At 73.5% G+C, this 24,027-nt stretch carries 26 protein-coding genes and 1 riboswitch; of the genes, 17 read left to right on the top strand and 9 right to left on the bottom strand.

What is annotated here, in order from left to right; genetic code table 11:
* The first annotated feature begins 151 nt into the window (after positions 1 to 151).
* Positions 152 to 880: a LytTR family DNA-binding domain-containing protein gene (locus ABZ860_RS05790; RefSeq protein WP_357215609.1), complete on the top strand. Its 729-nt coding sequence runs from the start codon at positions 152 to 154 to the stop codon at positions 878 to 880.
* 28 nt (positions 881 to 908) lie between these two features.
* On the opposite strand, the gene ABZ860_RS05785 is transcribed toward ABZ860_RS05790, so the two are convergent.
* On the bottom strand, positions 909 to 1,490 hold the full coding sequence (locus ABZ860_RS05785; RefSeq protein ID WP_357215606.1) for a TetR/AcrR family transcriptional regulator: 582 nt from the start codon (positions 1,488 to 1,490) through the stop codon (positions 909 to 911).
* Between the two features lie 77 nt (positions 1,491 to 1,567).
* Between ABZ860_RS05785 and ABZ860_RS05780 the strand changes: the two genes are divergently transcribed.
* Both ABZ860_RS05780 and ABZ860_RS05775 read left to right on the top strand, forming a co-directional pair.
* On the top strand, positions 1,568 to 2,512 hold the full coding sequence (locus ABZ860_RS05780; protein ID WP_357215603.1) for an ATP-binding cassette domain-containing protein: 945 nt from the start codon (positions 1,568 to 1,570) through the stop codon (positions 2,510 to 2,512).
* Positions 2,509 to 3,336, top strand: a complete 828-nt coding sequence (locus ABZ860_RS05775; RefSeq protein WP_357215601.1) for an ABC transporter permease — start codon at positions 2,509 to 2,511, stop codon at positions 3,334 to 3,336. Before ABZ860_RS05780 ends, ABZ860_RS05775 begins: the two co-directional genes overlap by 4 nt.
* 400 nt (positions 3,337 to 3,736) lie before the next feature.
* On the opposite strand, the gene ABZ860_RS05770 is transcribed toward ABZ860_RS05775, so the two are convergent.
* Complete coding sequence (locus ABZ860_RS05770) at positions 3,737 to 4,576, bottom strand: deoxyribonuclease IV (protein WP_357215599.1); 840 nt, start codon at positions 4,574 to 4,576, stop codon at positions 3,737 to 3,739.
* 149 nt (positions 4,577 to 4,725) lie between these two features.
* Here ABZ860_RS05770 and uraD point away from each other — a divergent pair, with 149 nt between their 5' ends.
* The 9 genes from uraD to alc are packed head-to-tail and all read left to right on the top strand — an operon-like array spanning position 4,726 to position 12,684.
* Positions 4,726 to 5,199: a 2-oxo-4-hydroxy-4-carboxy-5-ureidoimidazoline decarboxylase gene (uraD, locus tag ABZ860_RS05765; RefSeq protein ID WP_357215597.1), complete on the top strand. Its 474-nt coding sequence runs from the start codon at positions 4,726 to 4,728 to the stop codon at positions 5,197 to 5,199.
* Positions 5,196 to 5,543: a hydroxyisourate hydrolase gene (gene uraH / locus ABZ860_RS05760; RefSeq protein WP_357215595.1), complete on the top strand. Its 348-nt coding sequence runs from the start codon at positions 5,196 to 5,198 to the stop codon at positions 5,541 to 5,543. Before uraD ends, uraH begins: the two co-directional genes overlap by 4 nt.
* A 1-nt stretch (position 5,544) precedes the next feature.
* Positions 5,545 to 6,417 (top strand): factor-independent urate hydroxylase, encoded by an 873-nt coding sequence (gene pucL, locus ABZ860_RS05755; protein ID WP_357215592.1) that lies wholly within the window; start codon positions 5,545 to 5,547, stop codon positions 6,415 to 6,417.
* Between the two features lie 3 nt (positions 6,418 to 6,420).
* The gene (locus ABZ860_RS05750; protein WP_357215589.1) at positions 6,421 to 7,293 is read left to right on the top strand and encodes an FAD binding domain-containing protein; all 873 of its coding nucleotides are present in this window, start codon (positions 6,421 to 6,423) and stop codon (positions 7,291 to 7,293) included.
* A complete protein-coding gene (locus ABZ860_RS05745; RefSeq protein WP_357215586.1) occupies positions 7,290 to 7,796 on the top strand; it encodes a (2Fe-2S)-binding protein in 507 nt (168 codons plus the stop codon). The genes ABZ860_RS05750 and ABZ860_RS05745 overlap by 4 nt, the downstream gene beginning before the upstream one ends.
* A 39-nt stretch (positions 7,797 to 7,835) precedes the next feature.
* Positions 7,836 to 9,200, top strand: coding sequence for an 8-oxoguanine deaminase (locus ABZ860_RS05740; protein ID WP_357215583.1), 1,365 nt, complete (start codon positions 7,836 to 7,838; stop codon positions 9,198 to 9,200).
* 43 nt (positions 9,201 to 9,243) lie between these two features.
* On the top strand, positions 9,244 to 10,398 hold the full coding sequence (locus ABZ860_RS05735) for a glycerate kinase (RefSeq protein ID WP_357215580.1): 1,155 nt from the start codon (positions 9,244 to 9,246) through the stop codon (positions 10,396 to 10,398).
* 10 nt (positions 10,399 to 10,408) lie between these two features.
* Positions 10,409 to 11,722 carry an allantoinase AllB gene (gene allB, locus ABZ860_RS05730; protein WP_357215577.1) on the top strand — a complete coding sequence of 438 codons (1,314 nt, stop codon included), beginning with the start codon at positions 10,409 to 10,411 and terminating at the stop codon, positions 11,720 to 11,722.
* Positions 11,719 to 12,684, top strand: a complete 966-nt coding sequence (gene alc, locus ABZ860_RS05725; protein WP_357215574.1) for an allantoicase — start codon at positions 11,719 to 11,721, stop codon at positions 12,682 to 12,684. The genes allB and alc overlap by 4 nt, the downstream gene beginning before the upstream one ends.
* Before the next feature lie 130 nt (positions 12,685 to 12,814).
* Here the strand turns inward: alc and ABZ860_RS05720 are convergent, their stop codons facing one another.
* The 5 genes from ABZ860_RS05720 to thiO all read right to left on the bottom strand — a co-directional run bounded on the left by ABZ860_RS05720 (position 12,815) and on the right by thiO (position 18,097).
* The gene (locus ABZ860_RS05720; RefSeq protein ID WP_357215572.1) at positions 12,815 to 13,564 is read right to left on the bottom strand and encodes an NUDIX domain-containing protein; all 750 of its coding nucleotides are present in this window, start codon (positions 13,562 to 13,564) and stop codon (positions 12,815 to 12,817) included.
* Between the two features lie 132 nt (positions 13,565 to 13,696).
* Positions 13,697 to 15,700: a Stk1 family PASTA domain-containing Ser/Thr kinase gene (gene pknB, locus ABZ860_RS05715; RefSeq protein ID WP_357215570.1), complete on the bottom strand. Its 2,004-nt coding sequence runs from the start codon at positions 15,698 to 15,700 to the stop codon at positions 13,697 to 13,699.
* Positions 15,701 to 15,972: 272 nt separating this feature from the next.
* Positions 15,973 to 16,737, bottom strand: coding sequence for a thiazole synthase (locus ABZ860_RS05710; RefSeq protein ID WP_357215567.1), 765 nt, complete (start codon positions 16,735 to 16,737; stop codon positions 15,973 to 15,975).
* Positions 16,738 to 16,739: 2 nt separating this feature from the next.
* Positions 16,740 to 16,940: a sulfur carrier protein ThiS gene (thiS, locus tag ABZ860_RS05705; RefSeq protein WP_357215564.1), complete on the bottom strand. Its 201-nt coding sequence runs from the start codon at positions 16,938 to 16,940 to the stop codon at positions 16,740 to 16,742.
* Positions 16,937 to 18,097 (bottom strand): glycine oxidase ThiO, encoded by a 1,161-nt coding sequence (gene thiO, locus ABZ860_RS05700; RefSeq protein WP_357215562.1) that lies wholly within the window; start codon positions 18,095 to 18,097, stop codon positions 16,937 to 16,939. The genes thiS and thiO overlap by 4 nt, the downstream gene beginning before the upstream one ends.
* Positions 18,086 to 18,196: riboswitch (TPP riboswitch) on the bottom strand. Its footprint overlaps the gene before it by 12 nt.
* 110 nt (positions 18,197 to 18,306) lie before the next feature.
* Between thiO and ABZ860_RS05695 the strand changes: the two genes are divergently transcribed.
* The 4 genes from ABZ860_RS05695 to thiE all read left to right on the top strand — a co-directional run bounded on the left by ABZ860_RS05695 (position 18,307) and on the right by thiE (position 21,248).
* The gene (locus ABZ860_RS05695; protein WP_357215559.1) at positions 18,307 to 18,846 is read left to right on the top strand and encodes a dihydrofolate reductase family protein; all 540 of its coding nucleotides are present in this window, start codon (positions 18,307 to 18,309) and stop codon (positions 18,844 to 18,846) included.
* Positions 18,847 to 18,969: 123 nt separating this feature from the next.
* Positions 18,970 to 20,148: an FAD-dependent oxidoreductase gene (locus ABZ860_RS05690; protein ID WP_357215556.1), complete on the top strand. Its 1,179-nt coding sequence runs from the start codon at positions 18,970 to 18,972 to the stop codon at positions 20,146 to 20,148.
* 43 nt (positions 20,149 to 20,191) lie between these two features.
* Entirely contained in the window at positions 20,192 to 20,566 is a 375-nt protein-coding gene (locus ABZ860_RS05685; protein ID WP_357215553.1) for an Rv2175c family DNA-binding protein, read from the top strand.
* A 37-nt stretch (positions 20,567 to 20,603) separates the two neighbouring features.
* Positions 20,604 to 21,248, top strand: a complete 645-nt coding sequence (gene thiE, locus ABZ860_RS05680) for a thiamine phosphate synthase (protein WP_357216316.1) — start codon at positions 20,604 to 20,606, stop codon at positions 21,246 to 21,248.
* 33 nt (positions 21,249 to 21,281) lie between these two features.
* Here thiE and ABZ860_RS05675 read toward each other — a convergent pair whose 3' ends face one another.
* Positions 21,282 to 22,349, bottom strand: coding sequence for a polyprenyl synthetase family protein (locus tag ABZ860_RS05675; protein ID WP_357215550.1), 1,068 nt, complete (start codon positions 22,347 to 22,349; stop codon positions 21,282 to 21,284).
* Between the two features lie 140 nt (positions 22,350 to 22,489).
* Here ABZ860_RS05675 and metF point away from each other — a divergent pair, with 140 nt between their 5' ends.
* The gene (metF, locus tag ABZ860_RS05670; protein ID WP_357215547.1) at positions 22,490 to 23,419 is read left to right on the top strand and encodes a methylenetetrahydrofolate reductase [NAD(P)H]; all 930 of its coding nucleotides are present in this window, start codon (positions 22,490 to 22,492) and stop codon (positions 23,417 to 23,419) included.
* A gap of 24 nt (positions 23,420 to 23,443) precedes the next feature.
* On the opposite strand, the gene ABZ860_RS05665 is transcribed toward metF, so the two are convergent.
* A complete protein-coding gene (locus ABZ860_RS05665; RefSeq protein ID WP_357215544.1) occupies positions 23,444 to 24,013 on the bottom strand; it encodes a GNAT family N-acetyltransferase in 570 nt (189 codons plus the stop codon).
* Between the last annotated feature and the right edge of the window lie 14 nt (positions 24,014 to 24,027).

Here is a 24,027-nt window from a genome sequence, read left to right as displayed (position 1 = left end):
TTCTAAGCGGCAAAAGCCGAATAGCTCTACCTAGTCTTGGCTCGGAGGGTCCCTCGGCGCCCCCTCAATGGTGGCGGAGAGTATCGGGAATGTCACCTACCGCTCGGTCACCCCTTGCGCGGAGGGCAGGGCACGCGGCACGGTGGACGCCATGCTGCGTGTCCTCGCGGTGGACGACGAGGTCCCCGCCCTGTCCGAGCTCGCCTACTTGCTCCGCCAGGACGCCCGGGTGGAGCACGTGAGCACGGCAACCGACGGCGGGGCCGCCCTGCACGACATGGTCCAGATGATCGCCGACGGGGAGCGCCTCGACGGCGTCTTCCTGGACGTGCGCATGCCAGGCCTCGACGGCCTCGACCTGGCCCGGCTCATCGGCGGTTTCCCCACGCCTCCCCGCCTGGTCTTCGTGAGCGCCCACGACTGCGCCGTCCAGGCGTTCGAGCTGGAGGCCGTCGACTACCTGCTCAAGCCCGTACGCCCGGAACGCCTGGCGGAGGCCGTACGCCGGCTGTCGGCCGCCGTCGCGCCTCCCGGCGCCGAGGAGGACCTGGAGACCATCCCGGTCGAGCTCGGGGGCCGCACGAAGTTCGTGGCGCGGCAGGACGTGTGCTACGCCGAGGCCCACGGCGACTACGTCCGCCTGCACACGGCCGACGCCGTCTACCTCGTACGGATGTCCCTCGCGGCGCTGGAACGCCGCTGGGCGGGCGCCGGGTTCGTCCGGGCCCACCGCAGCACCCTCGTCAACGCCCGGCACGTGAGCGAGCTGCGCTTCGACGCCGGGCGGGTGGTCCTGCAGGTGGGCGGCGAGACGCTGCCGGTGAGCAGGCGGCACACCCGGCAGGTGCGCGAGCAGCTCGTCCGCCAGTTCCGTCCCTGAGCCTCCACGCGATGCACCCCGTCGCGTCTCAGGGGCGGGCCTGGGGCACGACCATGCCGCTCTCGAAGGCGCGGGTCACGGCGGCGGCGACGCCGTGCCGGGGGAGGAGGCCCTTCTCGGCCGCCTCCCAGCCGGTGTAGGTGAGGGCCCACAGCACCTGCTGGATCCACTCGGCGCTGACGCCGGGGTCGAACACGCCCTCGGCCTGGCCGCGCTCGATGAGGCCGACGGTGGTCGGCGCCGACAGGTCGGGCTCGAAGCAGGCCGTGAACTCCTCGAGCACCCGGGGATCGCCGAACAGGAACGCCAGGCGGTCCCCGGCGTCCACCAGGGCGGCGATCAGCCTGCGCATCGCCTCGAGCGGCGGGCCCTGGTCGATGGCCGCTTCGGCCGTGGATCTCTCCACCACGCGGAAGGAGTCGACGACGGCCGCGTTCACGAGGTCCTGCCGGTCGGAGAAGTAGCGGTGCAGCGTGCTGCGGCCGATCTGGGCGGCTTCGGCGATGTCCGCGAGCGTCGCGCCGCGATCGCGGGCGAGGACCGAGGCCGCCGCGGCGAGGATGGCACGGCGCGTACGGCTGCGCGTGCCCGATTCCCTGGTGTCGGTCACCTCCGGAAGGCTAGCAGCGCTTCCATTAGGAGACGATGGCGGTTGATAATGAGACATTCAAGTCTCATTATGGGCTCATGAACTCTTATTCCATCGTCGCCGAGGCGCTGGGCAAGCGCTACGGCGACACCAGAGCCCTCGACGGGTTCGACCTGAGAGTCGCTGTCGGGAGCGTGTGCGCGCTGCTCGGCCCGAACGGCGCGGGCAAGACCACCGCCGTCCGCGTGCTGACCACGCTGGCGCGGCCGGACTCCGGCCGCGCGCTCGTGGCCGGGTTCGACGTCGCGCGGCAGCCGGCCGAGGTGCGCCGCCGCATCGGCCTGGCCGGGCAGGAGGCGGCCGTGGACGAGATCCTCACCGGACGGGAGAACCTCCAGATGTGGGGGCGGCTCCACCACCTCGGCGCGGCGGCGGCGCGCCGCCGCGCCGAGGAGCTCCTGGAGCGGTTCGGGCTGTCCGAGGCGGCCGACCGGCGGGTCAGGAGCTACTCCGGTGGCATGCGGCGCCGTCTCGACCTGGCCGCCGCGTTCATCCAGGCTCCGCGCGTGCTCTTCCTCGACGAGCCCACCACCGGCCTCGACCCCCGCAGCCGCACGGAGGTCTGGCGCACCGTGCGCGGGCTCGCCGACGCCGGCAGCACCGTGCTCATGACGACGCAGTACCTGTTCGAGGCCGACCAGCTCGCCCGGCAGATCGCGGTGATCGACGGAGGGAGGGTGATCGCGGACGACACCCCCGAGCGCCTGAAGTCGCTGATCGGCGGCGACCACCTCGACCTCGTCGTGCGCGATCCCACCCGCCTCGGCGACGCCGCCGCGGTCCTCACGGGCGTCGCGCGGGCCGAGCCCGTGGCCGACGCGGACACGCGCCGCCTGACCGCCCCCGTGCGCGACCGCGTCGGGGCGCTCACCGCGGTCGTACGCGAGCTGGAGCGGCGCGGCATCGAGGTCGAGGACGTCTCCCTGCGGCGTCCGACGCTGGACGAGGTGTTCCTCAGCCTGACGGCGGAGGCGGCGGCGTGAGCGCCCTCAGCGCCCCGGACGCGCCGCCCGGGTGGGGCGGGCGGCTGCGCTGGACGCTGTCGGACGCGTCGGTCATCGCCCGCACCAACCTCAAGCACTGGGTCCGCAACCCGGCCGCGGTCCTCAACCTGACGCTGTATCCGATCGTCATGGTCGTGCTGTTCGGCTACGTCCTCGGCAGCGCGATGAACGTCGCGGGCGGCGGCGACTACCGCGAGTTCCTGATGCCGGGCATGTTCTCCCAGACGATGGCGATGGGCGTGATGACCACGATGACGGTGGTCAGCCTGCAGACCGCCCGCGGGGTGACCGACCGCTACCGCTCGATGCCGATCTCGCGGCCCGGTGTGGTGCTCGGCCGAGCCCTCGCCGACATCGTCAACTCGATGCTCGAACTGCTGATCCTGCTCGCGTGCGGCCTGGTGGCCGGATGGGGCTGGCATCGGGGGATCGGCGACGCCCTGGCCGCCGTGGGCCTGCTCCTCCTGCTCCGCTTCGCGCTCATCTGGGTGGGGATCTACCTCGGGCTGGCGCTCACCCCGGAGGCGGCGGGGGCGGCCTGGCTGCCGCTGCTGCCGCTCACGATGCTGGCCAACACCTTCGTGTCCCCGGCGCTCCTGCCGGGCTGGCTCGGGGCGATCGCGGAGTGGAACCCGCTGTCGGCGACGGTCGCCGCGTGCCGGATGCTGTTCGGCAACCCCGGAGGGCAGGGCGGATCCTGGGCCGCCGAGCACGCCCTCACGCTGGCGATCGGCTGGCCGCTGCTGATCACGCTCGTCTTCCTGCCCCTGTCCGCCCGCCGCTACCGCCGCCTCGGCGGCTGAGCGGGACCGCGGCCGGGGGGCGTCTTCGCGCGCCCCGATCTACCGCTCGTCGTTTCGCGGGGCCCGCTCGTCGTCCGGGAGCGGGCCGCATGGCGCTAACTAGAGACCGCTCGTCCGAACGGCCATCCCGCCGCCCAACTACACCTCGTAGTCTTTCGCACGTCGCAAGACACGCGGGGTAATCACAAAGTGAGCAGGTTGTCACCGGGTGGTTACCTAGCGGGGCCCTACTCGGGGGGGAAGGGCCCCGCCAGCGCGTATCGGGGGGTGCGCGGCGATCCGGCCATACGGGGGCGCCGGATCGCCGCGAACGCCCCATCCCGCTTTTCCCGGAAGTGCCGTTCCCCGAACGCCGGGTGCTCCGCCGCGGCGCGGTGACCGCGGCCCGGGAGCGCTCCGGTCAGTCGCCGCGCAGCTTCTTGAGCAGTTCGATGTCCTCGCGGTGTTTCTCCACCTTGCCGGGCGTCTCGATGCAGACGGGCACCCCGGCGGCCGTGGGGTGGCGCATCAGCTCGCCGAACGCCTGCGCGCCGATGTACCCGGCCCCGATGTTCTCGTGCCGGTCCCGCTTGGAGCCGCAGGGGTCCTTCGAGTCGTTGGCGTGGATCAGCTTGAGCCGGCCGGGGGCGACGTCGTTCAGCGCGTCCATCATCTCCTTCACCCCGCCCGGAGCGGCCAGGTCGTGCCCGGCGGCGAAGGCGTGGCAGGTGTCGAGGCACACGCCGACCTTGGGGTGGTGGTCGAGGGCCTCCAGGTAGGGGCCGAGGTCCTGGACGGTCGCGCACAGCATCTGGCCCTGGCCCGCCATCGGCTCGAGCAGCAGGTCGGGGCCGTCGTCGGGAAGCTCGTCCAGCACCGGCAGCAGGCGCTCGTGGATCTGGCGCATCGCGGCCTCGCGCGGCTGGCTCACGGCCGAGCCGGTGTGGACGACCACGCCGAGCGCGCCGGTCTCGACGCCCCTGCGCAGGGTGTGGCGGATGACCGCGATCGAGTTCTCCAGGGTCTCCGCCGTCGGCGACCCGCAGTTCACGAGATAGGCGGCGTGCAGGAAGACCGGTACGCCCGACTCGCGGAGCTTGGCGTCCTCGGCGGGGTTCCCCTCGCTGAGCGCCCAGCCCCGCGGGTTGGTGACGAAGACCTGGATCATCTCCGCGCCGATGTCGGCGGCGTACTTCAGCCCGCCCTTGGCGAGGCCGCCGGCGACGAAGACGTGCCCGCCGATGAGATTGGAAGAAGTCATGGTGCCCCCCAGAGTATTGGCACAGGACGTTGGCGCAGGCTGGTGCCGCCCCCTTTGTCACAACGTACAAAGCGGCCCCCGGAGCAGGGCGTCCGGTTCGGACTTCGCGCCGCTGGAATCGCCCCGGGCCCGGCGGTTGACTGACGGGCATGCGCGAACTCAGCCGGGAGGACCTGCGGTCCTGCTGCGCCTCCGCCAGGTGGGTGGAGGCGGTCGTCGCGCGCGGGCCGCACCGGGACCTCGACGGGCTCCGCCGTGCGAGCGAGGCGGCTATCGCGGATCTGACCTGGGACGACGTGCTGGAGGCGCTGGCGGCGCACCCGCGGATCGGTGAGCGGCCCGACGGCGCGGGACGCGAGGCCGCGTGGTCGCGGTCCGAGCAGTCCGGGACCGCTGACGCCGGCCGGGAGGTGCTCGGCGCGCTCCGCGAGGGCAACGCCGCCTACGAGAGCCGGTTCGGTCACGTCTACCTGGTCTGCGCGACGGGCCGGGAGGCCGGCGACCTGCTGGCGCTGCTGCGCGACCGGCTCGGCAACGACGAGGAGACCGAGCGCAAGGTCGTGAGAGACGAGCTGTCGAAGATCGTCGCGCTGCGGCTGGCCAAGCTCTGGGAGGGCCGGTGAGCCTTTCGACGCACGTGCTCGACACCGCCGCCGGGCGGCCGGCCAAGGACCTGTTCGTACGGCTGTCGCGGCGCGCCGCGCACGGCTTCGTGCCGGTGGCGGAGGGCCGCACCGACGGCGACGGCCGCATCCGGGAGTGGACCCCGCTGGGCCGGGAGTGGGACCCGGCCGCGGATCCGCGCCCGGGGACCTACCGGCTCGTGTTCGACACCGGCGCCTACCTGGGGGACGAGGCGTTCTTCCCCGAGGTGAGCGTCGTGTTCGCCATCCGGGAGGCCGGCGGGCACTACCACGTGCCGCTGTTGCTGAGCCCGTTCGCCTACTCGACCTACCGGGGGAGCTGACGTGGCCGTTCTGGGGCCCAACAGGTATGGCAAGGCCGAGACGAGGGTCGTGCGGGTGACCCGGCACGGCGACGCCCACCGGATCAAGGACCTCACGGTCAGCACGTCGCTGTCGGGCGACATGACCGAGGTGCACCTGAGCGGGGACAACTCGGCCGTCCTGCCCACCGACACGCAGAAGAACACGGTCTTCGCTTTCGCCAAGAAACACGGCGTCGGGGCGATCGAGGACTTCGCGCTGCTGCTCGCGCGTCATTTCGCGGACTCCCAGGCCGCGATCCGCCACGCGCGGGTGGCCGTCGAGGAGCTCGTCTGGGAGCGCAACGGCTCGTTCGGGCACTCGTTCGTGCGCTCGGGCCGGGAGGCCCGCACCTGCGTGGCCCACTACGACGGTGCGCGGTCGTGGGTGGTCTCCGGGCTGCGCGACCTCGTCGTGCTCAACACGACCAACTCCGAGTTCTGGGGCTTCGCCACCGACGAGTACACGACGCTGCCGGAGACCCGCGACCGCGTCCTCGCCACCGCCGTGGACGCGGCGTGGCGGCACGCGGACGCCTCCCAGGACGTGACACAGGACTGGGACAAGACCTACGAGAACGCGCGGGGCGCCCTGCTCGCGGCCTTCGCCGACACCTACAGCCTGTCCCTGCAGCAGACGCTGTACGCCATGGGCACCCGGGTGCTGGCCGAGTGCCCGGGGGTCTGCGAGGTGCGGCTGTCGCTGCCGAACAAGCACCACTTCCTGGTGGATCTCGCGCCCTTCGGGCTGGACAACGACGGCGAGGTCTACTTCGCCGCCGACCGGCCGTACGGGCTGATCGAGGGCACGGTGCTGCGCGAGGACGCGCCCGCCGCCGGCCCGGCCTGGGAGTAGCCGATGGACTTCCTGCGACCGCTGACCTGGACGGACGCCCTGGCCCTGAAGGCCGGGCGGCCCGAGGCCACGCCGATCCAGGGCGGCACCGACGTCATGGTGGAGATCAACCTCGACAAGGGACGCCCGGCCGCCCTGCTCGACCTCACGCCGATCCCCGAGCTCGGGGAGTGGTCGCGGGAGGGCGGCGAGATCCGTGTGGGCGCGGGCGTGACCTACTCCCGGCTGATCGCCGAGCTCGGGACCGATCTGCCCGGCCTGGCCCAGGCGTCCCGCACGGTCGGGTCGCCGCAGATCCGCAACCGGGGCACGGTCGCGGGCAACCTCGGCGCCGCCTCGCCCGCGGGCGACAGCCATCCGCCGCTGCTGGCCTGCGGCGCGGTCGTCGAGGCGGAGTCGGTGCGCGGCGCCCGGCTGATCCCGATCGGGGAGTTCTACACCGGAGTGAAGCGCAACGCGCTCGCCCCCGACGAGCTGATCCGCGCCGTGCGCGTCCCGGCCGCCACAGGACCGCAGTACTTCTCCAAGATCGGCACCAGGAACGCCATGGTGATCGCGGTGTGCTCGTTCGCGGTGGCGATCAAGACGGCAGAGCGGCGGGTGGGCACCGGCATCGGCTCGGCCGCGCCGACCCCCCGCCACGCCCCGCAGGCCGAGGACTTCGCGTCCGGGGAACTGGACTGGGACGGCCGCGGCCCGCTCGACCCCGCGACGGCCCGCCGCTTCGGCGAACTCGTGGCCGCCTCCGCCGCGCCGATCGACGACGTGCGCGGCCGCGCCGCCTACCGCACGCACGCGCTGGCCGTGATGGCGCGCCGCGCGCTCGGCTGGGCATGGGACGACTTCAGAGCAGGCGACCGCAGGGGGAGCGCATGAGGGTGAACCTCACGGTGAACGGCCGCCAGATGACGGCCGACGACGTGTGGGAGGGCGAGAGCCTGCTGTACGTCCTGCGCGAGCGGCTCGGCCTGCCGGGTGCCAAGAACGCCTGCGAGCAGGGCGAGTGCGGCTCCTGCACGGTCTACCTCGACGGCACCCCGGTCTGCGCGTGCCTGGTCGCCGCGGGTCAGGCGGAGGGACGCGAGGTGGTGACGGTCGAGGGCCTCGCGACCCCCGGCGGGGGGCCGGACGCCGGGCTGAACGAGGTGCAGCGCGCCTTCGTGGACGCGGGGGCCGTGCAGTGCGGCTTCTGCACGCCCGGTCTCGTCGTCCAGGCCCACGCGCTGCTCGCGGGCGCCGACGGGGTGCCGCCGGACGCCGACATCCGGGAGGCCCTGGCCGGCAACCTCTGCCGCTGCACCGGATACGAGAAGATCCTCGACGCGGTCCGCCTGGCCGCCGCCCGCCGTGCCGGTACGGCACACGGTTCCCGCTCATGACGCGCCACGATCCCGCCATCGCCCGCCCCGGGGGTCCCGTTGCCTGAACGCCCGCGTCCTGTGGTCATCGAGAACGCCTACATCGTCCCCGTCGCCGGGGAGGAGATCCCGTCCGGTCACGTCGTCGTCGAGGACGGCCTGATCACGGCGGCCGGCCCCGGCCCGGCGCCGGCCGTGCCGGAAGGCGCGGAACGCGTCGACGGCTCCGGCTGCCTGGCCACTCCCGGCCTGGTCAACACCCACCACCACCTCTACCAGTGGGCGTCGCAGGGAGTGACACCGGACGGCACGCTGTTCGAGTGGCTGGTGGCGAGCTACCGGCTGTGGGCGCGGATGGACGCCGAGGTGGTGTCGGGCGCCGCGACGGCGGGGCTGGCCTGGCTCGCCCTGTCGGGCTGCACGACCTCGACCGACCATCACTACATCTTCCCCAAGGGCAGGGGAGACCTCTTCGAGGCGGAGATCGAGGCCGCGCGGCGGGTCGGGCTGCGTTTCCATCCCTGCCGGGGCTCGATGGACCGGGGCGCCTCCGGAGGAGGCCTGCCGCCGGACGAGGTCGTGGAGGACATCGACGAGATCCTCCGGGCCACCGACGAGGCGATCCGGAAATATCACGATCCGTCGTTCGGGTCGATGCTGCGCGTCGCGGTCGCCCCCTGCTCGCCGTTCTCGGTCAGCGGCGAACTCATGACCCGCTCGGCCGACCTCGCCCGCTCCCACGGCGTACGGCTGCACACGCACGTGGCGGAGACGGCCGACGAGGACGAGCACTGCAGGGAGCAGTTCGGCGTGCTGCCTGTTGAATACCTCGACGACCTCGGCTGGCTGGGCCCCGACGTGTGGCTGGCCCACTGCGTCCACCTGACCGACAAGGACGTGCGACGCTTCGCCGAGACCGGCACGGGCACGGCCCACTGCCCGTCGTCCAACGGCCGTCTCGGGGCGGGCATCGCCCGGATCTGCGACCTGCTGGCCGCGGGCGCGCCGGTCGGGCTCGGCGTCGACGGCGCGGCCTCCAGCGAGATGACCCCGCTGGCCGGGGAGATCCGCATGGCCGTGCTCACGCAGCGGGCCCGGTACGGCCCGCGCGCGCTGACCGCCCGCCAGGCCCTGGAGATGGCCACGCTCGGCGGCGCCCGCTGTCTCGGCAGGGAGGCCGAGATCGGCTCACTGGAGCCCGGCAAGGTCGCCGACGTGGCGCTGTGGCGGCTCGGCGGCTTCCACGCCGCGATCGACGATCCCGTCGTCGCGTTCGCGTACGGCGCGACCCCGCCGCTCGCCCGCCTGCTCGTGGGCGGCCGGACCGTCGTGGACGACGGCGAACTGCGCACCGTCTCGGAGCAGGAGGCCGCGCGGGCCGGGGCCGACGCGCATCGCAGGCTGACCACCATGGATCATGTCTGAGGCGTTCCCGGACACGATCGAAGGGCCACAGGTGAGCCACACCATGACAGGACACGTCGTCATCGCGCCGGACAAGTTCCGCGGATCCCTCACCTCGCCCGAGGTGGCCGCGCACGTGGCCGCCGGGTTGGGGGACGTCCCCGTCGTCGAGCTGCCGGTGGCCGACGGGGGCGACGGCACCGTGGACGCGGTCGTGGCGAGCGGATTCACCCGGGTCGAGACGGAGGTGACCGGGCCGGCCGGCGATCCGGTCACCGCGAGCTACGCCGTGCGGAGCGAGCCCGGCGCGCGGGTCGCCGTGATCGAACTGGCCGAGGCGTCGGGCCTGCGCCGGCTGCCGGGCGACCCCGTGCCGCTGACCGCCACCAGCCGCGGCACCGGCGAGCTGATCGCCCACGCCGTACGGCACGGCGCGACGCGGATCGTGCTCGGCCTCGGCGGCAGCGCCTGCACCGACGGCGGCGCGGGGATGGCCCAGGCCCTCGGCGTGCGGCTGCTCGACGCGGCCGGCGACGACCTGCCGGCGGGCGGGGCCGCGCTGCGCGACCTGCATGCGATCGACGCCTCCGGCCTGCTGCGCGGGTTCGAGGTGATCGTGGCGAGCGACGTGGACAACCCGCTGCTCGGGCCGTACGGCGCGGCGGCGGTCTACGGCCCGCAGAAGGGCGCGAGCCCGCAGGACGTGGCGGTGCTGGAGGCAGGGCTGGCCCGGCTGGCGGCCGTCGCCGCGCACACCCACGGCCTGGCCGGCGCCGCCGAGCACGACGGCGTCGTGCGCGCCATGGGCGTGGCCGGGCGGCCGGGGGCAGGAGCCGCGGGCGGGGTGGGCTTCGGCGCGCTGACGTTCCTCGGCGCCGAGATCCGGCCGGGCATCGGCTACCTGCTCGACCTCGTGGAGTTCGACCGCCACGTGGAGGGTGCCCGGCTGGTGATCACGGGCGAGGGCTCGATCGACGAGCAGACCCTGCGCGGCAAGGCCCCGGTGGGCGTCGCCGCCGCCGCGGCCAAGCACGGCGTGCCGGTCGTGGCCGTCTGCGGGAGGCGCACCGTCGGCGACGACGAGCTGAGGGCGGCCGGGATCGAGGCGGCGTACGCGCTGACCGACGTCGAACCCGACGTGCGGCGGTGCATGGCCGAGGCCGGGCCGCTGCTGGAACGGCTGGCGGCGCGGATCGCCGCCGGACATCTCATGACATGAGGAGCGGCGCGTGGGAGAACCGTACGACCTGGTGGTGAGGTCCCGGCGGACCGTGACCCCGGAGGGGGAGCGTCCGGTCGCGGTCGCCGTGCGCGGCGGCCTGATCGCGGCCCTGCGCCCCTACGAGGAGACGGTCGCGGCGCGGGAGTCGGCCGACCTCGGCGACCTGCCGCTGCTGCCCGGGCTGGTCGACTCCCACGTGCACGTCAACGAGCCCGGTCGTACGCACTGGGAGGGCTTCGCGACCGCCACCAGGGCGGCGGCGGCCGGGGGCGTGACCACGATCGTGGACATGCCGCTCAACTCGCTGCCTCCGACGGTGGACGTGGCGGCGCTGGAGGTCAAGCGGAAGGCCGCCGAGGGCCGGTGTCACGTGGACGTCGGCTTCTGGGGCGGCGCGATCCCCGGCAACCTCGCCGATCTGCGGCCCCTGCACGAGGCCGGGGTGATGGGCGTCAAGTGCTTCCTGTCCCCGTCGGGCGTGGACGAGTTCCCCGCGCTCGACCGCGACGGGCTGCGGGCCGCGCTGGCGGAGGTGGCGGCCTTCGACGGCCTGCTGATCGCGCACGCCGAGGACCCCGGGCTGCTGTCCGAGCCCGGCGGCCCGGCGTACGACGACTTCCTGCGGTCACGTCCCCAGGAGGCCGAGCGGCGGGCCGTCGAGCAGGTGATCGCCCTCGCGGCGGAGACGGGCGCGCGGGCCCACATCGTGCACGTGTCGGCCGCCGCCTGCGTCGGACCGCTGCGCGCCGCGCGGGCGGCGGGGGTGCGCGTCACCGCCGAGACCTGCCCCCACTACCTGACCCTGACGGCCGAGCAGGTGACCGGGCCCGCCTACAAGTGCTGCCCGCCCATCCGGGAGGCCGCCAACCGCGACGCGCTGTGGCAGGCGCTCGCCGACGGCGTGCTCATGGGGATCGTCTCCGACCACTCCCCGTCGACGCCCGACCTCAAGGTGCCCGACTTCGCCGCCGCCTGGGGCGGCATCTCCTCGCTCCAGGTCGGCCTGCCCGTGGTGTGGACCGCCGCGCGCGCCCGCGGCCACGGCCTGGCCGACGTGGCGCGCTGGATGGCCGAGGGACCGGCCCGCCTGGCGGGCCTGCCCCGCAAGGGGGCGATCCGGGAGGGCAACGACGCGGACCTCGTCGCCTTCGACCCCGACGCCGAGTTCACGGTGGACGTCACGGCGCTGCACCACCGCAACCCCGTGTCCCCCTACCACGGCGCGCGGCTGACGGGCGTGGTGCGCACCACCTGGCTGCGCGGCACGCCCGTGGACCTCGCCACTCCCCGTGGGCGGCTGCTGAGGAGGGGAACTCGGTGAACGACTTCATCCGCCTGCCCGACCTCGCCCTGCGCACGTACGGCGGGTCGGTCGTGGCCGCCAACGACGAGTCGTTCGCCGAACGGGAGGCCCTGATCAGGCCGGGACCGGCCGAGTTCCGGCCGCACACCTTCGGGGCCAAGGGCCAGGTCTACGACGGCTGGGAGACCCGGCGGCGGCGCGAGCCCGGCCACGACTGGGCGGTCGTGCGGCTCGGCCTGCCGGGGATCATCAGGGGCGTCGTGGTCGACACCGCCTGGTTCCGCGGCAACTACCCGCCGTACGCGTCGGTCGAGGCGTGCGCGGCCGAGGGCCACCCCTCGCCGGACGAGTTGGACGGCTGGGTGGAGATCGTGCCGAAGAGCCCGCTGAAGGGCGACGCGGTCCACGAGTTCGCCGTGACCGATGCCCGCCGCTTCACCCACGTGCGGCTGAACATCTTCCCCGACGGCGGCGTCGCGCGGCTGCGGGTCCACGGGCGGGTCGTGCCCGACCCGGCGTTCCTGGAGGGCCTGACGGTCGACCTCGCCGCGCTGGAGAACGGCGGCCTGGTGACGGCGTGCTCCGACGCGTTCTACTCCTCGCCGAACAACGTCCTCGCGCCCGGCCTGGCCCGCAACCAGGCCGAGGGCTGGGAGACCGCCCGCCGCCGCGACGGCGGCAACGACTGGCTCGTCGTCGCCCTGGCCGGGCCCGGCCGGGTGGCCGTCGCCGAGATCGACACGACCAACCTGGTGTTCAACGCCCCCGGCTGGGCGTCGCTGAAGGGCGCCGACGCGGACCGGGCGCCGCTGGAGGACGAGGACGCCTGGTTCCCGCTGCTGCCGAGGACACGCCTGCAGCCCGACACCCGCCACCGCTTCCGTCTCGACGACGACCGCAGGATCACCCACGCCCGGCTCGACATCTACCCCGACGGCGGCCTCGCCCGCCTCCGCCTCCTCGGCACCCTCACCCCCTGAGCCCTGCCCTGACGGCGGACTTGAGCTTTCTGACCGGGCGCCGCGCCGGGGGTGGTGCGGGCGGGGGACGAGCCGGCGAGCGGGGCGGTGGCCGCGAAGGTGACCCGGTAAGGCCGGCGTGCGGAGGCGATCAGGACCGCCGCGCCGCGTACCTGCGGACGACCGGTTCCAGGTAGTCGACGTGGGGCCCGCTGAGACGTGCGAGGTCGGCGGGGGAGTGGACGAGGGCGATCAGGTCCAGTTCCGGATCGCGGCCCAGCGCCGTCTCCGCGACCACGAGGTCCGCGAATCGCTCGTCCAGATACGACGCGGGCCGGGACGGGGCGAGGAACATGACACCGATGCTTCCGTCCTCTCCCCGGGTGACCAGCCACGATGTCAGATCGCCGGGCGCCGTGCCGACGCCGATCTCCTCGGCCAGCTCCCGGGCGGCATGCCGGCGAAGCGCGGCCGTGTCGAGGAGCCCGCCGTCCTCGGGAGGTTCGGCGGATCCGCCCGGGAGCTGCCATTGCCCCGGAGCGGCCGTCCACGACGACATCCGCACCACCAGGAGGCGTCCGTCGTCCGACGGCTGCACGACGCTGACGAAGAGGGACGGCAGCCACGCTGTGGCGCCCGGGACACGGCGCAGGGCATGAAGCCGGAAGGTCGTCCGTGCCCACGTGATCACCAGGCCGTCCGGGTCATCCCGTTCCAGCCCCGTGCACGACACGGTCGGTCCGTCGAAGAGGGCCGGATTGGCCTGCACCGCCTCATCCCACACGCGGTTCATGGCCGCCTGCTCTTCGGGCGGGATCCGCGGCGCGGCGGCTTCGACGAGGCGGAGCCGGTGAGCCTCCAGGAGTTCGACGCCGGAAGGTCGCCACAGAGCCTCGCTCACCGGCTCATGTTCGCACGTGCGGCGCCCGTGGGGTGGCGGCCGGCGCGACTCGTACGGCGCAGGGGGCGCGTCCCGGCGCGCAACCACCATCGCACCGGACGGGCGCCGCCGCCCGGACGGCCGGTCCGGGCGTCAGTGCCAGATGGTGATGGTGGTGCCCGCCGGCTGCTGGCCGAGCGGGTTCTCGCCGATCACGCGCTGGGTGCCCACGCCCGCCAGCCTGCGGACGTTGACCTTGAAGCCGGCCGCCTTCAGCTCGTTCACCGCGTCCTTCACGAACTTGAAGCGTACGTCGGGCACGTTGACGACGGCGGCCGGGCTCTGGTTGGGGTCGGCGGGGTTGGTCTCCCACGGCCAGTGGAAGCCCTGGTCCGGGCCGCGCGAAACCGTCAGGTGGACGGTCGCCCCGGCCACCACCTCGGCGCCGCCGGGCGGGTCCTGGGCGATCACGGTGCCCGGCGGGGCGTCGTCGGCGGTCTCGTCGACCTGGACGTTGAAGCCCTTCTCACGCAGGAACTTCTCCGCCTGGTCGCGCATCATCTGCGTGACGTCCGGCATCAGCAGCCCGGCGCTGACGACGAAGTTGACCGTGCTGCCCTTCTTGACGCGCTTGCCCACCGGCGGGTTGGTACGGATGACCTGGTCGCGGGGGACGGTGTCGCTGGCGCTCTTGCTCACCCGCCCGGGGGTCAGCCCGACCTCGGCGATCTTCGCCCGGGCGTCCGTCAGGCTGGAACCCTCGACCTTCGGCACGGGGATCGTCTCCGGGCCGGCCGACGGGATGAGGGTGAGCACCGACCCCTTGATCACCTCGGCGCCCAGTCCCGGCTCGGTGTCGAGGACGACGCCCTTCGGCACCTTGTCGTCGAACCGCGCCTCGCCCACCCGGACCTCGAAACCGGCCTGCTGCGCCACCTGCCTGGCGACCGTGACGGGCTTGTTCACCAGGTCGGGGACCTTCGTGTAGCGGCCCTGGGAGAACCACCAGCCGGTGAAGGCGACGCCCGCCAGCATGACGAGGGCCAGCGCGGCCACGAACCAGACGGGCCTGATCCTGCGTCCCCGGCGCCGCTCGCTCTCGGCCGGGCCGGTCAGCAGTTCCGAGCGCGGCTGGATCATCGTGTGGCCGAGCGGCGACCCGGGCTCCGCGAGCGCGTGCTGCGCGGTGCCGAACGACGAGGCCCCGCCGGCCGGCGGGACGGTGCGGTGCGCGCCCGTCCGTACGCCGCTGTGGGCGCCGGTGTCGAAGGCCCCGTGGGGGGCGGCGTGCGCGCCGGTGTGCCCGGTCTTCGGCAGCGTACGGTGGATCTCGACGGCGGCGACGAGCATGGCGGTCGCGTCCGCCGGGCGCGCGGCGGGGTCCTTGTCGGTGGCCGCGGCGACGAGCGCGTCGATCGGCGGCGGCATGTCGGGCACGATCGAGGACGGCGCGGGGACGGTCTCGTGCACGTGCCGGTAGGCGATCGACATCGGCGTCTCGCCCGCGTACGGCTGCCGCCCGGTGAGCAGCTCGAACAGCATGATCCCGGCGGCGTACACGTCGCTGCGGGCGTCGGCCGTGCCGGTCGTGACCTGCTCGGGCGACATGTAGCCGATCGTGCCGATCATCATGCCGGTCTTGGTCTGGTTGGTCGCCTCGATCGCGCGGGCCAGGCCGAAGTCCACGACCTTCACCCGGCCGTCGTCGGCGAGCAGCACGTTCTCGGGCTTGACGTCGCGGTGGATGAGCCCGGCCTGGTGGGCCGCGCCGAGGGCGGCGAGCACCGGGATGACCATCTCCAGGGCCTCGCGGGCCGGGAGGCGGCCGCGCCTGCGAAGGACGTCGCGCAGCGTCCGCCCGGGGACGTACTCCATCGACAGGTAGACGTGCGCCCCGTCGGTGCCCTGGTCGAAGACCTGCACGATGTTGGGGTGCGAGAGGCTGGCCACCGACTTGGCCTCGCCGATGAACCGCCGCACGAACTGCGGGTCCTCGGCCAGCGAGCGGTGCATCACCTTGACGGCGACCGTGCGGTCGAGCCGGACGTCCAGAGCCAGGTAGACGGAGGCCATGCCACCCCGGGCGATCCGGGACTCGACGCGGTAGCGCCCGTCGAGCAACTGCCCCACGAGCGGGTCGGTTAGCGTCGTGTCCACTCGCCAGAGTTTACGGGTGATTTGCCGCCCGGCGTGTTCCCGAATCCTAAACCGAGACCTATTCGGCAGCCTCCCGCGCCGTCCGAAAAGCCGTGCCGATTGCGAAAGCCGGGCTTACCAGACGGGGAATCGCGCGCCTCCCCGCTCGCCCGCGCAGACGTCTCGGGACGGGCGGGCCAGGGGAGGGCGGGCGAGGGGAGGAGGGCCGGCCGCGGCGGTGGCGGGCGAGGGGAACGGGGCGGGGAGCACGGCCGGCCGCGGCGGTGGCGGACTCAGGACAGGCGGGCGGGGGAGGACGCCTCGGCGTAGCGGCGGCGGGGGATGCGCCCGGCCAGGCGGGCCAGCCGCCCGGCCGTGACCGCCTGCCGCATGGCCGCGGCCATCAGTCCGGGCCGGTGCGCCCGGGTCACGGCGCTCGCCAGCAGCACGGCGTCGCAGCCCAGCTCCATCGCCAGCGCGGCGTCGCTCGCCGTGCCGACGCCGGCGTCGAGGATCACCGGCACCGTGGCGGCCTCGACGATGAGCTCGATGCTGTGCGGGTTGCGGATGCCCAGACCGGAGCCGATCGGGGCGCCGAGCGGCATCACCGCGGCGCACCCGGCGTCCTGGAGCCTGCGGGCCAGCGCCGGGTCGTCGCCGATGTACGGCAGCACCACGAAACCGTCGGCGACCAGCCGCTCGGCGGCGTCGAAGGTCTCGATCGGGTCGGGCAGCAGGGTCCGCTCGTCCGCGATGACCTCCAGTTTGACCCAGTCGGTCTCCAGCGCCTCGCGGGCCAGGCGGGCGGTCAGCACCGCCTCCCCCGCGGTGAAGCAGCCCGCCGTGTTCGGCAGCACCTTGATGCCGCGGGCGCGCAGCACGTCGAGCACCGAGCCGCGTGACTCCGGGTCGAGCCTGCGCATCGCGACCGTCGTCAGCTCGGTGCCGGACGCCTCCAGCGCCTGGTCCAGCACCTCCAGAGACGGTGCGCCGCCGGTGCCCATGATGAGCCGCGAGGTGAACTTCTCCCCGCCCAGCACGAAGACGTCGTCGGTCATGCTCACCCTCCCTGCACGGCCGTGAGCACCTCGACGCCGTCGCCGTCGGCGACCGGCGTGGAGTCCCAGGCGCTCCGGCTCACCACCTCGCCGTTCACCGCCACCGCGACCCCGGACGTGAGGGGCGTGAGGGTCCGTACGGCGTCGCCGACCGTGGCGCCGTCCGGCAGTTCGGCCGCGCCTCCGTTGATCGTGACTTTCATTGGCTGAATCTCCCTGGATCGCAGAACCTGGCGACCGGGGGCACCTCGTCGCCGGTGAGGAACGCGGCGACGGCGTCGGCGGTGATCGGGGACAGCAGCACCCCGTTGCGTCCGTGCCCGGTCGCCGCGAGCACGCCGGGCGGCCCGGCGGGGCCGATGAGCGGCAGGTTGTCGGGCGTGCCCGGGCGGAAGCCGGCCGTCGTCTCGGCCAGTTCGAGCTCGGTGATGCCGGGCACCAGTTCGCGGGCGTCGCGCAGCAGCTCGTACACGCCTCCGGCGGTGACCCGTGCGTCGTACCCCATCTCCTGCGTCGTCGCGCCCAGGGTGATCTCTCCGTCGCTCCGGGGGACCAGGTAGGCGGGGGAACCGTGCACCAGCCCCCTGACGCACCGGGTGAGGAAGCCCCGGGGCCCGCGCAGCCGGAGGATCTCGCCCTTGACCGGGCGTACCGGCAGGCCGGGCAGCAGGGACGCCGACCACGACCCGGCCGCCACGACGACCTGGCCGGCCGCGACGGCGGCGCCCGACTCCAGCCGCACGCACGGAGCGCCGGGCCCGCGGGAGTCGATCCCGGCGACGCGCTCGGTCACCAGTGTGCCGCCCGCCTTCTCGAACGCCGTGAGGAGGGCGCGCACGACCCTGCGGGGATTGACCCACGCGTCGTCGCGGGCCAGCAGCCCACCGCGTACGGAGGGGGAGAGCATCGGCTCGAAGGAGCGGCACTCGCGCCCGGTGAGCCGCTCGACCCGCAGGCCGAGCGTCTGCTCGAAGGCCGCGAGGTCGTCGAGGACGGCCATGTCGTCCGCGCCGCGGGCGACCTCCAGCGTGCCCTCGGTGCGGTAGTCGAGGTCGGCGCCGGTCTCGTCCTCCAGCTCCGCCCGGAACGCCGGCCAGGCCGCCAGCGACGCGAGGCCGAGCCGCAGCAGCGGCTCCTCCGTGTAGGTCACCTCGCTGACCGGTGCGAGCATCCCCGCCGACGCGTGGGTGGCGCCGCCTCCGGGCGCGGGGTCGACCACCGCCACCGACAGGCCCCGCCGCGCCGTGCGCCAGGCCGCGGCCAGGCCCTCCACCCCGCCGCCCACGATCACGACGTCGTAGCCGGCCTGTGCGCCGGACTGCACGCCGGACTGGGCGCCGGATGGCGGTGTGCGGGACACAGCGCTCCCTTCGCCGGCATTACCCGGATCAGGTCGGGGCGGTCGAGAGCCTCACGCTCTCCTCTCAGCCCGGTCCGCCGGGCTCCCGCGCGTCTTACGCACACAAGGGTAGTACGCCGCTCACAACGGCCGATCGCCGGACCGATGATGACGGGGGCCGTCCGCCGTCACACGAGGACGAGCGTTCACCGACCCGACGGAGGTGCCTCATGGCCACCATGTTGTATTCGGCCACCATGTCCCTGGACGGCTTCATCGCCGGGCCGGGCGGCGACATGTCCTGGCTGACCGAGCACCTCGGACCCAATCCGGCCGTGGACGGGCTCGTCGGCGAGATCGGCGCGCTGCTCGTGGGCAACCGCACCTTCCGCGGCGACGACCCGCATCGCGGCACCCCGCAGGAGGGCGCGTTCGGCGGCACGTGGAGCGGGCCGCAGTTCGTGCTCACCCACGACGTCCCGGCCGCGCCGGTACCCGGCGTGACCTTCGTGACCGACCTCGGCGCGGCCGTCGCGGCGGCCACGTCGGCCGCCGGGGACAGGTACGTCAACGTGCTCGGCGCCGACGTCGCCGCGCAGTGCCTCGACGCGGGCCTGATCGACGAGATCCTCGTGTGCGTGGCTCCGGTCATGCTCGGCGACGGCGTCCGGCTGTTGTCCCGCCCCGGCGGCGCCCGGGTCCGGCTCGAACGGATCGGCCTCACGCACGTGCCGCACGCGACGAACATCCGGCTGCGCGTGCTCCGGTGAGAACGCCGGACGAGACGCGGCGGGGTTCACAACGTGGGCCCCCGCGGAAGTGCGCGGCAATTGCCCAACTCGTTATGGGGGGCCCGTTGGCCAGGGCCCCCGTTGACAATCTATGGTCAAGCTGTGGATCACGTCGTGGTGGTGGGTGCCGGCCTGGCCGGCGTGCGAAGCATCGAGGCGTTGAGGTTCCGTGGGTTCACCGGACGCATCACGCTCATCGGCGAGGAACACCATCGCCCCTATGACCGGCCGCCGCTGTCGAAGGCGGTGCTGCTCGGAGAGACCGACTCGACCGTGGTCGACTCCGACCTCGACGCCCTCGACGTACGGCTGTGCCTCGGCACGGCGGCCAAGGGCCTGCGCGAGGGCGTGCTGGAGACGACCGAGGGCGAGCTGGAGTACGACGGCCTGGTCATCGCCACCGGCGCCACGCCGATCCGCCTGCGCGGCGAGGGCCGTCAGCACGTGCTGCGCACGATCGAGGACGCGCTCGCGCTGCGCGAGCGGCTGGTCCCCGGCGCCCGCGTGGCCGTCGTCGGGGCCGGCTGGATCGGCGCCGAGGTCGCCACCGCGGCGGCCAGGGCCGGTTGCGCGGTGACCGTGGTGGAGGCGGGGGAGACCCCGCTCGCCGTGGCGCTCGGGCCCGAAGTGGGCAGCCACACCACCGACTGGTACGCGCGGGCGGGCGTCGAGCTGCGCCTCGGGGCGTTGGTCGGCACCGTGGACCCCGACGGCCTCACGCTCATGTCCGGCGCCCGGGTGCCGGCCGATGTGATCGTCACCGGCGTCGGGGTGCGCCCGGCGGTCGACTGGCTGAAGGGGTCGGCGGTCCGGGTCGACGACGGGGTGGTGGTCGACGAGCACCTGCGCACGTCGCTGCCCAACGTCGTGGCGGTGGGCGACTGCGCGAGCTGGTGGTCGCGCAGGTTCGGCGCCCGGCTGCGGGTCGAGCACTGGGACACCGCGCTCCAGGCTCCCGACACGGCCGCCGCCACCCTGCTGGGCGAGGAGGCGGTCTACGACCCCGTGCCGTACTTCTGGTCGGAGCAGTTCGGTCACATGGTGCAGTTCGCGGGTCACCGGGAGGCCGGCGACCGCATGGTGCTGCGCGGCGACCCGCGCAGGGACGCGAAGTGGGCGGTGTGCTGGCTGACGGCGGACGACCGCCTCGCCGCGGTGCTCACCGTCGACAGGCCGCGCGACGTGGTGCAGGGCCGCAAGATCATCGAGGGCGGTCAGCGGCTCGACCCCCTGCGGGTGGCCGATTCGGCCGTGCCGCTCCGCGACTGCATTATGGCCTAATCGAGGTGTTTCCTGGCAGCTCCGCTGTGGTAATGGTGGACCCGTGACGCTTACTGTTGCGCAGATCGACCGGGAGACCGACCAGCTCGTAGGGGAATGGCTCCCCCTCTCGGAAGCCGCCAAGAAGCTGGGACTCAACATCGGCCGCGCCAAGCAACTCCTCAAGGACAAGAAGCTCGTCGGCGTCCGGCGGGGCGGCGGCGAGCCGCAGATCCCGGCGGTGTTCATCGCGGACGGCGAGGTGCTCAAGGGCCTGCCCGGCACGCTCACCGTCCTGTCCGACGCCGGGTACGACGAGGTGGAGTCGATCCGGTGGCTGTTCACCCCGGACGACTCGCTGCCAGGGTCCCCGATCGACGCGATCGTGAAGGGCCGGCACACCGAGGTCAAGCGCAGGGCCCAGGCCCTGGGCTTCTGACCTCGCCGCCGCATGGCATTGTGGTCGGGTGAACGACATCCGGCGACAGCGCCTCGCGCAGGCCAGGCTCTACCTCTGCACCGACGGCAGGAGGGACCGCGGCGACCTGGAGAAGTTCCTCGACGCGGTCCTGTCCGGCGGCGTGGACATCGTCCAGCTCAGGGAGAAGGGCCTGGAGGCGCGCGAGGAGCTGGATCTGCTCGAGGTCTTCCGCGCGGCCTGCGACAGGCACGGGGCGCTGCTGGCGGTCAACGACCGGGCGGACGTGGCCTACGCCGCCCGGCCCGACATCCTGCACCTCGGCCAGGACGACCTTCCGGTCCCGGTGGCCCGGGAGATCCTCGGTCCCGATGTCCTCATCGGCAGGTCCACGCACTCGGCGGCCGAGGCGTCGGCCGCGGCCGTGGAGCCGGGCGTGGACTACTTCTGCTGCGGGCCGATCTGGCCCACACCCACCAAGCCCGGCCGCCCGGCGCCCGGCCCCGCGCTGCTCGAGCACGCCGCGCGCCTGGGCGCCGACCGGCCGTGGTTCGGCATCGGGGGCATCGACCTGGGCAACCTCGACGAGGTGATGGCGCACGGCGTGCGCCGCGCCGTGGTCGTCCGGGCGATCACCGAGGCCGACGATCCGGGCGCCGCGGCCGCCGCGCTCAAGGCCCGGCTGTCCGCCGTCCCGCTCTGAGCGGAAGGCTTCCGCCGGGCCCATCGCGTCGCGTCAGGTGCGGCGGGACGTGGCCGCCACGGCCAGGGCGGCCAGTGCCGTGCGGGCCTCCTCCTCGATCGGCGCCTGGTCGAGGGCGTGCAGCGCGTCGTCGAGGTAGCGCTTGATCATGCCCTCGCACGCGGCCAGCGCGCCGGTCTCCTCGATCACCGTGCGCAGCCGCCCGACCCCCTCGGCGTCCAGCTCGGGGTCGCCGAGCAGGGCCCCTACGACCGACGTCTGGGCGGGGGTGGCCGAGGCGAGCGCGCGGGCGATCAGGACGGTCCGCTTGCCCTCGCGAAGGTCGTCCCCGGCGGGCTTGCCGGTCTCGGCCGGGTCGCCGAACACGCCGAGGATGTCGTCGCGGAGCTGGAAGGCGATGCCCACCTGCTGGCCGTACTGCACGCAGAGCCGGTCGATCCACGCGTGCCGGGCCCGGGCGGCGAGGACGAGCCCGAGCCGCAGTGGCTGCTCCACCGAGTATTTGCCGCTCTTGTACAGCGCCACCCGCAGCGCGCTGTCGAAGGTGCTCTCGCCCTGGGCCTGTTCGAGCAGGTCGAGGTACTGCCCGCACATCAGCTCGGTGAGCATGTAGTCGTGCATCGGCTGGGCGACGGCGATCGCCTCCGGCGCCAGGCCGCTGGTGCGCCACATCTCTCCGGACCACACCAGCAGCAGGTTGCCCAGCAGCACGGCCGAGCCCTCGCCGAACTGCCGCGCCGAGCCGTGCCAGCCCGCCTCGGCGTGCATCCGTTCGAACCGGCGGTGCGCCGACGGCATGCCCCGGCGCACGTCGCTCGCGTCCATGACGTCGTCGTGGATGAGCGCGCTGGCCTGCAGGAGTTCCAGCGAGGCGGCGGCGAAGCGCAGTCCCGGCTCGTCGCCTCCCCCGGCGGCGCGCCAGCCCCAGTAACAGAAGGCGGGGCGCAGCCTCTTGCCGCCGGCCAGGAAATCCTCCGCGGCGGACAACAGGGCGGCCAGATGAGGGTCACCGAAGTGTGGTCGCTGCCGGTCGAGGAACTCCCGGAGTGCGAGGTCCACCTCCGTACGGATGGAATCGAGCGAGGCGGCGGAAGCGGTCATGCTCTGAGACTAACCGGGGTTGATCCAGGCACCCAGCAGCAGATCCCCTCCAAGTGGGCCAACTCACTCTGATACGGCAAATGTCCACATAGCAAGACCGTGGAGGCCGTGAAAACCGCCATCGCTGTACCCTTGCCGGTATGGCTCTCGGTCTGCCCTCGCGGCTTCCTGATCGCGTCCCGACGGTCCGCGAACTGCTGGCCGCGGGCGAGCGCTCGTTCTCGTTCGAGTTCATGCCGCCGAAGACCGACGAGGGGGAGCGCCAGCTGTGGCGGGCCATCCGCGAGCTGGAGGCGCTGCGGCCGACGTTCGTCTCCGTGACCTACGGCGCCGGAGGCTCGACCCGGGACCGCACCGTGGACATCGTCGAGCGGCTGGCGCACGAGACGACGCTGACCCCCGTCGCCCACTTCACCGCGGTCGACCACTCGATCCGCGAGCTGCGCCACCTCGTCGGCAGGTTCGCCGACGCGGGCGTGCGCAACATCCTCGCCGTACGCGGCGACCCGCGCGGCGGCAACCCCCTGGACGAGTGGGTCAAGCACCCGGAGGGCGTCCTGTACGCCGAGGAGCTGGTGCGGCTGATCCGCCAGGCGGGCGACTTCTGCGTGGGGGTGGCCGCCTTCCCGTACAAGCACCCGAGGTCGGCGTCCATCGAGTCGGACACCAAGTATTTCGTGCAGAAGTGCCGGGCCGGCGCGGACTACGCGATCACCCAGATGTTCTTCAGGGCGGAGGACTACCTGCGGCTGCGCGACCGCGTGGCGGCCCAGGGGTGCGACACCCCGATCATCCCCGGCATCATGCCCGTCACGCAGATGAGCACGATCGCCCGGTCGGAGCAGCTGTCCGGCGCGCCGTTCCCGCCGGAGGTGGCCGAGCGGTTCGAGGCCGTCGCCGACGACCCGGCCGCGGTCCGCCGCCTCGGCATCGAGCACGCCGTGGAGCTGTGCCAGAAGCTTCTCGACGAGGGCGCGCCCGGGATCCACTTCATCACCTTCAACCGGTCGAGCGCGACCCGCGAGGTGTTCCAGGCGCTGCACAGCGTGCCCGCCGCCGTCGCCGGCTGAGCCGGCGCGGTCCTCGCCGGCCCGTCAGTCCTCCCGGGCTCCGCGCTCGGGCAGCGGCAGCCGCAGGCCGGCGATGACGTACTCCTCGTAGCCGCCGGGGAAGACGAACCGGGTCATCAGGTCGGCGAACCCGACGTCCCCGTAGAGGCGCCGGGCCACCGTGGGGGCGTCGTGCGTCGACAGCACGGCCGTGCGCTCCGGGCGGCCCTCGCACAGCGTGTGGATCAGCCGCCTGCCGATTCCCCGGCCCTGATACTCGGGGCGCACGTGGATCTCGGCGATCTCCAGGGCGTCGCCGAACCAGTCCTCCGCCACCACCGGCCCGGCCCGGTCCTGCAGCGCCCCGCGTACGACGTCGTGCCACCACTGCCCCCGGCCTCCGTGGAAGCCGTACGCGAAGCCGGCGATGCCGGAGGTCTGCGTGTCCTCCGCGAGCACGCAGTCGAAGTCGGGATAGGTGGCGTGGTTGCGCATGATCGCCATGCGGCCCGCGAGCTGGTCCGACGGCGGGCGCATGGCCACCGTGTAGATCTCCAGCACGGTGTCCAGCACCGCCCTGAACTCGTCGGGCCCCACCCGTCGCAGTCGGATCACTCGTCGCACATTAG

The organism is Microbispora sp. NPDC046973, assembly GCF_040644495.1.
GTDB lineage: Bacteria > Actinomycetota > Actinomycetes > Streptosporangiales > Streptosporangiaceae > Microbispora.
The sequence above is the reverse complement of the archived record's forward strand: the minus strand, read 5'-3'. Positions and strand labels throughout refer to the sequence as shown.

Coding starts and splice junctions, on each gene's coding strand:
- uraD (WP_357215597.1), top strand. CDS start 4,726: ATGCGCGAACTCAGCCGGGAGGACCTGCGGTCCTGCTGCGCCTCCGCC.
- ABZ860_RS05695 (WP_357215559.1), top strand. CDS start 18,307: ATGGCCACCATGTTGTATTCGGCCACCATGTCCCTGGACGGCTTCATC.
- ABZ860_RS05745 (WP_357215586.1), top strand. CDS start 7,290: ATGAGGGTGAACCTCACGGTGAACGGCCGCCAGATGACGGCCGACGAC.
- metF (WP_357215547.1), top strand. CDS start 22,490: ATGGCTCTCGGTCTGCCCTCGCGGCTTCCTGATCGCGTCCCGACGGTC.
- ABZ860_RS05770 (WP_357215599.1), bottom strand. CDS start 4,576: ATGACTTCTTCCAATCTCATCGGCGGGCACGTCTTCGTCGCCGGCGGC.
- thiS (WP_357215564.1), bottom strand. CDS start 16,940: ATGAAAGTCACGATCAACGGAGGCGCGGCCGAACTGCCGGACGGCGCC.
- ABZ860_RS05735 (WP_357215580.1), top strand. CDS start 9,244: ATGACAGGACACGTCGTCATCGCGCCGGACAAGTTCCGCGGATCCCTC.
- ABZ860_RS05710 (WP_357215567.1), bottom strand. CDS start 16,737: ATGACCGACGACGTCTTCGTGCTGGGCGGGGAGAAGTTCACCTCGCGG.
- ABZ860_RS05790 (WP_357215609.1), top strand. CDS start 152: ATGCTGCGTGTCCTCGCGGTGGACGACGAGGTCCCCGCCCTGTCCGAG.
- ABZ860_RS05750 (WP_357215589.1), top strand. CDS start 6,421: ATGGACTTCCTGCGACCGCTGACCTGGACGGACGCCCTGGCCCTGAAG.
- ABZ860_RS05780 (WP_357215603.1), top strand. CDS start 1,568: ATGAACTCTTATTCCATCGTCGCCGAGGCGCTGGGCAAGCGCTACGGC.
- ABZ860_RS05675 (WP_357215550.1), bottom strand. CDS start 22,349: ATGACCGCTTCCGCCGCCTCGCTCGATTCCATCCGTACGGAGGTGGAC.